This is a genomic window from Paraferrimonas sp. SM1919 (assembly GCF_010993985.1).
Classification (GTDB): Bacteria; Pseudomonadota; Gammaproteobacteria; order Enterobacterales; family Shewanellaceae; genus SM1919.
Genome location: NZ_WINH01000024.1, coordinates 49,636 through 59,896, shown reverse-complemented (window position 1 = coordinate 59,896; position 10,261 = coordinate 49,636). Strand labels below are relative to the sequence as shown.

General features: G+C 41.4%; 9 protein-coding genes and 1 pseudogene. 9 read left to right on the top strand and 1 reads right to left on the bottom strand.

Going from position 1 to position 10,261, the window contains the following annotated elements; genetic code table 11:
* From GFB48_RS14255 to GFB48_RS14230, 6 genes and pseudogenes are all read left to right on the top strand, one after another.
* A pseudogene (locus tag GFB48_RS14255) lies at positions 1-247 on the top strand (transposase); the annotation flags it as partial.
* Positions 248-1,096: 849 nt separating this feature from the next.
* Positions 1,097-1,606: a hypothetical protein gene (locus GFB48_RS14250; RefSeq protein ID WP_163937132.1), complete on the top strand. Its 510-nt coding sequence runs from the start codon at positions 1,097-1,099 to the stop codon at positions 1,604-1,606.
* A gap of 228 nt (positions 1,607-1,834) precedes the next feature.
* Positions 1,835-1,996, top strand: a complete 162-nt coding sequence (locus GFB48_RS14245; RefSeq protein ID WP_163937130.1) for a hypothetical protein — start codon at positions 1,835-1,837, stop codon at positions 1,994-1,996.
* Complete coding sequence (locus GFB48_RS14240; RefSeq protein ID WP_163937126.1) at positions 1,997-2,536, top strand: ABC-three component system protein; 540 nt, start codon at positions 1,997-1,999, stop codon at positions 2,534-2,536.
* On the top strand, positions 2,533-3,039 hold the full coding sequence (locus GFB48_RS14235; RefSeq protein WP_163937123.1) for an ABC-three component system middle component 5: 507 nt from the start codon (positions 2,533-2,535) through the stop codon (positions 3,037-3,039). The genes GFB48_RS14240 and GFB48_RS14235 overlap by 4 nt, the downstream gene beginning before the upstream one ends.
* A complete protein-coding gene (locus GFB48_RS14230) occupies positions 3,029-4,927 on the top strand; it encodes a hypothetical protein (RefSeq protein WP_163937120.1) in 1,899 nt (632 codons plus the stop codon). The genes GFB48_RS14235 and GFB48_RS14230 overlap by 11 nt, the downstream gene beginning before the upstream one ends.
* A gap of 469 nt (positions 4,928-5,396) precedes the next feature.
* Here the strand turns inward: GFB48_RS14230 and cobB are convergent, their stop codons facing one another.
* The gene (cobB, locus tag GFB48_RS14225) at positions 5,397-6,110 is read right to left on the bottom strand and encodes a Sir2 family NAD+-dependent deacetylase (protein WP_163937117.1); all 714 of its coding nucleotides are present in this window, start codon (positions 6,108-6,110) and stop codon (positions 5,397-5,399) included.
* 128 nt (positions 6,111-6,238) lie between these two features.
* Between cobB and fur the strand changes: the two genes are divergently transcribed.
* From fur to pflB, 3 genes are all read left to right on the top strand, one after another.
* Positions 6,239-6,661, top strand: coding sequence for a ferric iron uptake transcriptional regulator (gene fur, locus GFB48_RS14220; RefSeq protein ID WP_163937114.1), 423 nt, complete (start codon positions 6,239-6,241; stop codon positions 6,659-6,661).
* A 64-nt stretch (positions 6,662-6,725) separates the two neighbouring features.
* Positions 6,726-7,589 carry a S1 RNA-binding domain-containing protein gene (locus GFB48_RS14215; protein WP_240464884.1) on the top strand — a complete coding sequence of 288 codons (864 nt, stop codon included), beginning with the start codon at positions 6,726-6,728 and terminating at the stop codon, positions 7,587-7,589.
* A 357-nt stretch (positions 7,590-7,946) separates the two neighbouring features.
* Positions 7,947-10,229, top strand: coding sequence for a formate C-acetyltransferase (gene pflB, locus GFB48_RS14210; protein ID WP_163937111.1), 2,283 nt, complete (start codon positions 7,947-7,949; stop codon positions 10,227-10,229).
* The last annotated feature ends 32 nt before the right edge of the window (positions 10,230-10,261 follow it).

The window sequence follows — 10,261 nt, the reverse complement described above, 5'->3', positions numbered from 1 at the left end:
TTATCTGCAACTGGTTGATGATACGGGCAGAATCATTCGCGATGACAAGCGTGGTGCTATAAGTAAAAAGAGTAAAGGCATACTTGAACGGCTCAATATTCCAGCAGAGAATTGGGCAAAAATCGTCAATGATTTTGGTAAGGTATTTCATGGACCCGTGGGTACCTTGCAAGAGTATGATAAATACTGTGAGCACTTAGAAAGGCGGCGAAAGCATTTCAAACAAAGTTGCCAACTCTTCGAGTAAACCTATTGTTTCCTTATTATATCTTTGCACCGCATTCGCGGTGGGTTGATGCTGCGTCAATTTGTGCATATAACCACTTAAAGCAAACAAACCAAGCTAATCGAACACAAGTTTCCCCCTCAATAGCCAATGACTAACCTCAACATGAGTAATGCCTGATTGAAGAGCAATCCTTAGTGTTGTAACTTATTGATTAATAATGGGTGGCTATAGTTAATTTCATCGCCATTACGCAGACGGCGGACTATTCCGGGCATCCTGCCCTCCACCCTTCGGGCCAGCTAAAGCTGTTAAAGTTTGTTCCAGACAAACTTTTCGCCATCCGTGGCTCAAGCTGGCCTTATTGGGCATCCTGCCCAATCCTACTAATGCCTCAATCAAATTCAGCGCAGACTGAAGGGGTAAATTTGAGTAACGATGCGTCTTCAAAGCCGATACCTCTAACTCATTAATGCCCCCAAATGAGTTACGAGAGCGGGAGTTGCCATTCGAGGGATGAGTTATAAGCACGTCGAATAATGCAAATTAACTACTGCTAAAAGGTGAACATTTATACAGGTATAACTGTCCTCCTGATTATTGGGTGACAAACAGAGCCAAAATTGACTGTTTAAAGGCTCGATAATCTTCCAAAATTTAACTAAGTTATTGATTAACTTAAAAGTAGCCAAGGGATGTAGGGAAACCCTACATCCACGGTCTCGTTTTTGCCGAGCATGATTTTCAGTTTTTCTTATCTTGGTGAGAAATTTGTACTTTATTTCAACAGCTTAAAATGACATATTATTTGTAAGTTAAATTTTACGCGGAAGATTATCGAGCTTCCGCTTAATAAGCTGTTAAATGGTCATGAACATACAACCTTTCTTAGATAAACATAGCGATGCTTTGGTAGAAGACTTGCGAAATATCATTGAGCAGGATCTTCCTGATGATGTTAGATGTATCCAAGCACTTATATTTAGGGAGAGCCTTCCTGGTATTCCCTTCTATGTTTATTTTCTTAATAGATTTCAAGGTTCATCAACCGGCATAAAACCAATCGAGCCTTTAGCGGGATTGGATGTGTTAATTGATTCTGATGATTACATCGGACGAGAGGAGGCTGTTGTTGAGTGTTTTGAGATCGAGGATCAGCAAGAGCAAGATCGCGTTTATCAAGAGATTAATGACCGCTGCAACTCGGAAAATCTATTAGTTGCCAAGTGGTTTACGGACTGCTGGATCAAAGCTGGGGGCTCTGAACTCGATACTCCAGCGTTTATTATGGATGAGGATGGTCTTATAAACCCCATAAATTTAAAAACTGGCGTCCAGGTTAAACATTTAACGGAGTTCTCAAATGTTTTTGATGGATAAACCATTTAACAAGCAAAGGCAATTGAAACCCAAAGCGTTGCTTTGGTTTCAATTGCTTTGAGCGTTATAAGCCCAAGTTCGTTAAAGCGACAGCACAATCGCTAGATGTCAAACCGGACTTGATTGAACTATACCTATTTGGCGCGAATTAAAGCCACAAAATGCATATTGTACCGCAGAATATGGTTGGTTATACGATTACATTAGTAAATTTAAAAAGGTAAAGAAATGGATAACTTAATAACAATTGGCTTAATAGCGGTCGCTATTCTGGCTGTATTAGGGCTTGGAATAAAGGTTGTAATGAGCTTTAAAGGTGGTAGTAAAAGCAGCTTCAAAAATATTCGAGCTGGTGGAGATGTTGTTGGCAGAGACAAGGTTCAAAAGTAGATGTTAAGTTGGATCAGAAATATCACTGCGGGCGGGGATGTAGTTGGACGAGACAAGATAACAAATAATTTACCGGCTCCAACACAAATGGATTTACTGTCTCAAAAGTATGTTGAGGAAAAGTCTAATCAACAAGTGACTAATGTGATTATTGATGAGCTAACTCACTACAGTAATAAAAATTACGATATAAGAGATTTGACCGAGAAGCTAGAAGATGCCGGATTTGGTTATTTAATTGAGACCGGAGAAGAGCTAAAGGAAGAAGTAAGTAAACTAATTATTCGAAATCAACATTACAAGTCCGCTCAGAAAATAATTACCTATTTACTAGCCGAAGTAGAGTCAATCTTTAACGCAAATATAAAAGGAAAGCTACTTACAACTAAGGAAGAGTCTGCTCTTAAACTGCTCTTCAGAACTCACTTAGAGCAAGAAATACAAGCCCGTCTAGGTGAAAACGTCCTGGAAATATTTAACCGTCAAATCAATGGAATGGTCTATTTCTTAACAGGAAATTGCCACCTGGAGTGGAAATGATGCTTTTATACAACAAAGCGTTGGATGCAAATCATACACTACTTCGCATGACTGCATTATTAGTCTCTTGGAAAGCAGAAACCGTAGAGGGTGAAGCTCTACGGTTATTTGACTTCTTAATAGCAAATCCTGCTCATATCCAAAAGCTGTCTGTGCCAAGAGATAGGTTTGTCGAAAAAAATGAGTTTAAAAGTTATAAAAACCGATATCAGAACTTTGATCCAAAGAGCCTCTTCAATGCTATGAAAGAAACACACTATGTAGTTATTGAGCGACTTGTTGATCTAGGTATTTTTCAAGCACATAAAAACTCTTCGGAATATCAAGTTCTGCTCGACAATATTCCAGAAGAATTAAAAAATTTAGCTGAATCAAGAGAAAACAGCATATCCAGTCAGGCAATTGATTTCATCGTAGCAAATTTAATCACGATTCCTGTTACAGGCTCTGATGGGTTGAAAAAAATAACAAGTTTAATGGACTACAAATACGATGTTAATTAAACCTACTTTGAAGGTTGAGAGGCTTCATGTAAAAAGAGGTTCTCAAATTGCTTTTGATGAAGTTTTTCATCAAGGTGTTAATGTGTTGTTTGGGAAAAATGGTTCCGGCAAGACTTCCGTGATTCAACTGCTAATGTATGGGCTAGGATATGAAGTCCCAAACTGGAAAGACGAAGCGGGACTATGTGAAAACATTTATGTGGAGTTAAGAGTCAATGGTAGTCCCGTTACGATTAGACGTAAAAACAATGGTTCAGATAAGCAATCAATGGATTTTTGTTTTTCGGAAATGGATGCAGCATTAGCCTCTCCTCTCACAAGTTGGTTTAATTATCCGTATGCAATAGGAAGCAAACCTAGTTTTTCTCAACAAATGTTTGACATACTTGGTTTACCTGAAGCAAAAGCAGATGCAAACAATAATAATGTAACCTTGCATCAAATGTATCGACTTATTTACGCGGATCAATCAAACACCTCTAGTGCCATATTTAACAATGAGCCTTTCGATTCGGCATTCAAAAGGGAATCAATAGGTAAATACCTATTAGGCTTGTACGACAACGAGCTTTATGACGCAAAGATCAAACTTGTTGAAGAAGAGAAAAAACTGCAAAAGATAATTTCAAAACTTCAAGCAATTCAGTCGGTTGTCGGAAAGACTTCTTTTGGCGAGGGCATCGAAACCATTGAAGAACAGAAGACAAACATTTTAAATGATATAGCTTCTATCAATGTCGAAATTATAAAGGTTAAAGAGGAATCTTTGGTTTCATACAGTTCTGAAAAAAAGGAAACAGAGTCCTCGGCAAAAGATAGCGTAGCAATTCGAAATAAATTGCTAGAAGTAGAAACTGAAATTCAACAATTGAATTACAACATACTTGATTCTGAAGAGTTCGTTTCAGAGCTTCTTGACAAACAGTGCGCATTAAGGGACTCAATAAAAGTTGGGAGTTTGATTGATGGGTTCAAGTTTTCTTCGTGCCCAAGTTGTCACAAACCCCTCAAAGAAAAAGCCAAGGAATGCTGTGGCGTATGTGGTGAGCCGAGAGAATCAAAAGACAGTTCAAATAGCCTCCTCAGAATGAAGAATGAAATCGAAATCCAACTTCGCGAATCTGAAAAGCTATTGGAAAAGAAAAAGCAAAAACTAACGGATCTTACAGCTAAACGAAAGGAATTAAGAACCTCATTCAGAAAACAAGTTAGCAAAGTAACTGCAACTATGAGCTCAGTCGACGCCAGTAAAGAAAAGCAGCTATTTGAGCTTTACCGACAAACAGGAGAGCTAGAAGAAAAGCTTCAGACATTAGATAAAATTGCTGAACTACATCAGTCCTTACTTGAATTACGAGCTGACAGGGACTCTGTCCAGTCTGAAGTTAACAGGCTCAACGATAAAATCGAATTGATAGGAAAACAAAGACTCAAGCGTGAACCTGAAATTAAGGCGCTTATATCCGAGAAGCTTTGTGAGTTGCTGAGAAAAGATAATGGTGCAGAAAAAGAATTTAAAAATGCAGGTTATGCAGAGTTTGATTTCGCTGCCAACAGTGTATCAGTGAACGGAAAAACAGCCTTTTCAGAAAGTGGAATGGTCTTATTAAATAACGCGTTTCATGTTGCACTCTTGATGGCCGCACTTGAAAAAAAATATGTGCGCCTACCTCGATTTTTAGTTCTCGATGGCATTGAAAATGGCGGGATGGAAGATGACCGCTCAAAGAATTTTCAGAAAGTCGTAGTTGAGGCACTATCCAGTTACGAAGTAGACTTTCAATTGGTCTTTGCGACAAAAAATGTTGATGAAAGTTTAAAATCAGAGGCTTATATGATTGGTGAGGAATATAGCGAGTCAAACAAGAGCCTAAAATATTTCAGTTAACTTTTCCATATATGACTGTGGTGGAAAAAGGGCTTATAACAAATGGCTGTTGCCGGACGCGCCTACGCTTCGCTCCGGCACGCCGCAAAGCCAAGCGTTACCACTTCAATTTATAAATCACTTTTGTCCATAAGTGAGTTTGAAACGCATCATTGATAACGTACTGCTACTCAATTCCACCCTCATTTTGTCCTGAATTCGATTGAAATGATTAGCAGTGCTGACCATGGATGGTCAGTAAGGCCTGCTTGAGCCATGGATGGTGAATCAGGCCGCCTGCGTAATCATGATTGAGAATTCAGAAAAAGACAAAATGCGGTGTGCTGCGGGGGAGTCCAGAGGGGGGCGCAGCCGCTCCCTTCTGGGTGATGTCGGCACCCCGACGAGAATAACGTGATGAGCCTATAACAGCTAAACCTACCCAGTAAACAAGAAAGATATAAATCCGCCGTGGCGCAGCCACAAACCATCAAAATAAGGCCATGCCCATTAAGATATCCTCCACCAGCTTAGGCACACTCTGACTGGCTTTACCGCCCTTTTTCAGTAAAAACTGGTCGTTATTTCGACTTGGCGCCAGATTCACCTCAACCGTAGTGGCACCTGCCTGATTAGCCAGTGAAACAAAACCAGCCGCGGGATATACCTCCCCAGAAGTGCCGATGGCAATAAACAAATCGCATTGAGATAGTGCCTGTTCTATTTTTTCCATTTGCAGCGGAATTTCGCCAAACCAAACAATATCTGGTCTGAGAGGTTGCGGTAATGGACAACAATCACATAATGTATCAAAACCAAAATGCCCAAAATCAGTGGTCTGTTTACCACTGCGGGGACAACGGGCAGAATTTAACTCCCCGTGCATGTGCAACACTTGCGCCCCTGCCCTTTCATGGAGGTTGTCTACGTTTTGAGTAACTATCAACAACTCCCCACCAAATTGCTTTTGCAGCTTTGCTAAAGCTTGATGGGCATCATTAGGCTTAATTTCTGGCAAACTCAATTGCTGTCGGCGAGCATTATAAAAATCAAACACCAATTGTGGATCACGTTGGTAACCTTCAGGAGTAGCCACATCTTCTATGGCATGGTTTTCCCACAAACCATCATTATCTCTGAATGTATTTATGCCTGATTCAGCTGAAATACCGGCACCAGTTAATACCACAATTTTTTTGTACATCTTTCATCCAATGAAGTTAAATTTAATCACAATTGATAAAAATAATTATTATCAATTGCAACTTTAAGGTTTCAAGTTTACCTTGTAAGCATTAAAATAAAAATATCGATTTCCAAAAAGACAGTTTCATGGCCGAACAAAATCAAGCATTAAAAAAAGCAGGACTGAAGATCACCTTACCTAGAGTAAAAATTTTAGAATTACTTCAGCAACCTGAAAACCAACATATTAGTGCAGAAGATTTGTACAAGATCCTGTTAGAGACAGGTGAGGAGATTGGTTTAGCAACTGTTTACCGTGTGTTAAACCAATTTGACGATGCTGGCATTGTCACCCGTCACCACTTTGAAAGTGGCAAAGCAGTTTTCGAATTAGCTTCAAATGACCATCATGATCATCTGGTGTGCCTTGACTGCGGTGAAGTCATTGAATTTGAAGATGACACCATCGAGCGCATCCAGCATGAAATCGCTCGTAAGCACAATATCAAACTTTCTAATCACAGCCTTTACCTTTACGGTCACTCTACTGACGGTAACTGTAATCACTAATTCAGCCCTTATATTTGCCCTAAATGCATATAACCACTAGGGTTATCTGTACCAGCGTGTTAGGATGCGCGCTGCATTTTTTATAGAGGGCAAATTCATGGTCGCTATTGGTCGTTATAATCGTTTACAAATTCTAGAGAAAGCGCCTCAAGGTATCTACTTAGATGGTCAAGAGCTAGGTAAAATTTTGCTACCCAAGCGATTCACCAATGATCAAATGCACATTGATGATTACCTTGAGGTCTTTATTTTATTTGATTCCGAAGACCGTTTGGTGGCGTCCCTAAAAACGCCTCGTGCACAGGTGGGTGAGTTTGCCTTACTGAACGTTATCGATACCAACAATGTTGGTGCCTTTTTAGATTGGGGCATGGACAAAGACTTATTACTTCCCTTCGGTGAACAGCGCAAGCGAGTTCAGTCGGGTGACCGTGTATTAGTGCATATCTACCTTGATAATGCTTCTGAGCGTATTACCGCCAGCGCTAAAATTGACAAATTTCTGGATAACACGCCTCCACCTTACGGTAAGGGAGAAGAAGTTGACCTAGTGATCGCGACTAAAACTGACTTAGGCTTTAAGGCCATCGTTAATAATAAACATTGGGGGGTATTATTCCACAATGAGGTTAACCAAGCTCTGCCCCAAGGTAAAAAGCTTAAAGGCTACATTAAGCAAGTTCGTCGAGATGATAAAATTGACCTTTGCCTGCACAAAAATCACAAAGCAGCCAAAGATGATGCCAGCGATAAAATTATTGCCACTCTCAAACAAAATGAGGGGTTTTTAGCCGTACATGATAAAAGTGAACCTGAGCTTATTAAGCGAACGTTTGGGCTATCTAAAGCCGCTTTCAAACGTGCTATTGGCAATCTTTACAAACAAAAACTTATTATCATTGAAAAAGACGGCATTCGGCTAGTCTGATCCAGTTCACAATCGAGCCTGCGTAACTATGCGCGGGCTCACATTTCCAGTCCTTGCTGCCACCCAGTCGGTAATTTTGTGCCACCATAACCCTTGCCTTTTTCACACTGAAAACGCTTTTAAATCAATTGTTCATAAACATTGTTAACTCACTCGCAAAATTGTGTTTGGGTGATTTTTTCAAATTCTGCAATTGTTATAATTTAAATATAGGTAAATTGGTCTTACCAATTAATGGACCTCTCGGTTGGGTTTAACCCGTAATGCCACAAATTCTATTTTAAATCGCTTATTAGCAACCTAATAGGCAACAGCAAAGCAACAAGCATTAATATTCTTGTTGTAAAGGTGACAGTAATGACTGAACAAACACAAATGTTCGCAGTAGCCTGGGATGGCTTCAAAGCTGGTGATTGGAAAGAAAACGTAAATGTACGCGACTTTATTCAAGCTAACTACACCCCATACGAAGGCGACGAGTCTTTCTTAGCGCAAGTCACTCCAGCAACAACTGAGTTGTGGCAAAAAGTGATGCAAGGCATTAAACAAGAAAATGCTACCCACGCGCCTGTTGATTTTGATACTGATGTCATTTCTACCATTACTTCTCACCCTGCTGGCTACATCAACAAAGATCAAGAAACCATTGTTGGCCTGCAAACTGAAGCGCCACTTAAGCGTGCGATTATCCCTAACGGCGGTATTCGTATGGTTGAAAGCTCTTGTAAAGTTTACGGCCGCGAACTTGATGCTGGTATCAAGCAAACTTACACCGAGCACCGTAAAACCCATAACGCGGGGGTATTCGACGTTTACAGCCCGGATATTCTACGTTGTCGTAAATCAGGCGTACTAACCGGTCTACCAGATGCCTACGGCCGTGGTCGTATTATTGGTGATTACCGCCGCGTAGCACTATACGGTGTTGATTTCCTAATGCAGGAAAAACAAGCACAACACCGCTCAACCCAACATGATTTTGAAAATGCAGCCAACGTTGCTGAAATCATGCAACTGCGTGAAGAGATTGCTGAGCAACACCGTTCTCTAGGTCAATTAAAAGAAATGGCAGCCAGCTACGGCTTCGACATTTCTGGTCCTGCTACTAACGCCCAAGAAGCGATTCAGTGGACATACTTTGGTTACCTAGCAGCCGTTAAGAGCCAAAACGGTGCGGCAATGTCTATGGGCCGTGTATCTAGCTTCCTAGACATCTACATTGAGCGTGACCTTCAAAAAGGCCTGATTACTGAAGTCCAAGCACAGGAATTCATGGATCACTTCATTATGAAGCTACGTATGGTTCGTTTCCTACGTACTCCTGACTACGATCAACTGTTCTCTGGCGACCCAATTTGGGCAACAGAATCTATCGGTGGTATGGGTGTTGATGGCCGTACCCTTGTCACTAAAAACGCTTTCCGTACTCTGCACACGCTATACACCATGGGTCCAAGCCCAGAACCAAACATTACGGTACTTTGGTCTGAGCAACTGCCTGTCAATTTCAAGCGTTACTGTGCCAAAGTATCGATTGATACTAGCTCTATCCAGTACGAAAACGATGATCTAATGCGCACTGACTTCAACAACGATGACTACGCTATCGCTTGTTGTGTCAGCCCAATGATCATTGGTAAGCAAATGCAGTTCTTCGGTGCTCGCGCTAACCTTGCGAAAACCATGCTGTATGCCATCAACGGTGGTGTAGACGAAAAACTTAAGATCCAAGTTGGTCCTAAGACTGATGCCATTACTGACGAAGTACTAGACTTTGATGATGTAATGGGTCGCCTAGACAGCTTTATGGATTGGTTAGCCGTTCAATACGTAAGCGCGCTGAACTCTATCCACTACATGCACGACAAGTACAGCTACGAAGCCATTCAAATGGCACTGCACGACAAAAACGTTGAGCGCACTATGGCTTGTGGTATTGCTGGCCTGTCGGTTGCCGCTGACTCTTTAGCCGCCATTAAGTACGCCAAAGTTAAGCCAATTCGTGATGAAAACGGTATTGCCATTGATTTCGAAATTGAAGGTGACTACCCGAAATTTGGTAACAACGACGCCCGTGTCGATGACATTGCAGTAGAGCTTGTGGAAAGCTTTATGACTAAGATCCGTCGTCAACACACTTACCGTAATGCCCGTCCGACGCAGTCAGTACTGACCATTACTTCTAACGTTGTATACGGTAAGAAGACGGGTAACACACCAGATGGTCGTCGCGATGGTCAACCATTTGCACCTGGGGCTAACCCAATGCACGGTCGTGACCAAAACGGTGCGGTAGCGTCACTTACTTCGGTTGCAAAACTGCCATTTAGTCACGCTAAAGACGGCATTTCTTACACCTTCTCTATCGTGCCTAATGCCCTAGGTAAAGATGAAGACAGCCGTCGCTCGAACCTGGCAGCGCTAATGGATGGTTACTTCCGTCACAATGACAAATTAGAAGGTGGGCAACACCTAAACGTGAACGTGCTAAATCGTTCAATGCTTGAAGATGCGGTTAAGCACCCTGAGAATTACCCTCAGCTCACTATCCGCGTTTCTGGTTACGCCGTGCGCTTTAACGCGCTAACGCCTGAGCAACAAGCTGACGTCATAGCCCGTACTTTTACCGAAAGCATGTAATTAATACTGCGCACTCTGTTATTGGGAGTGCG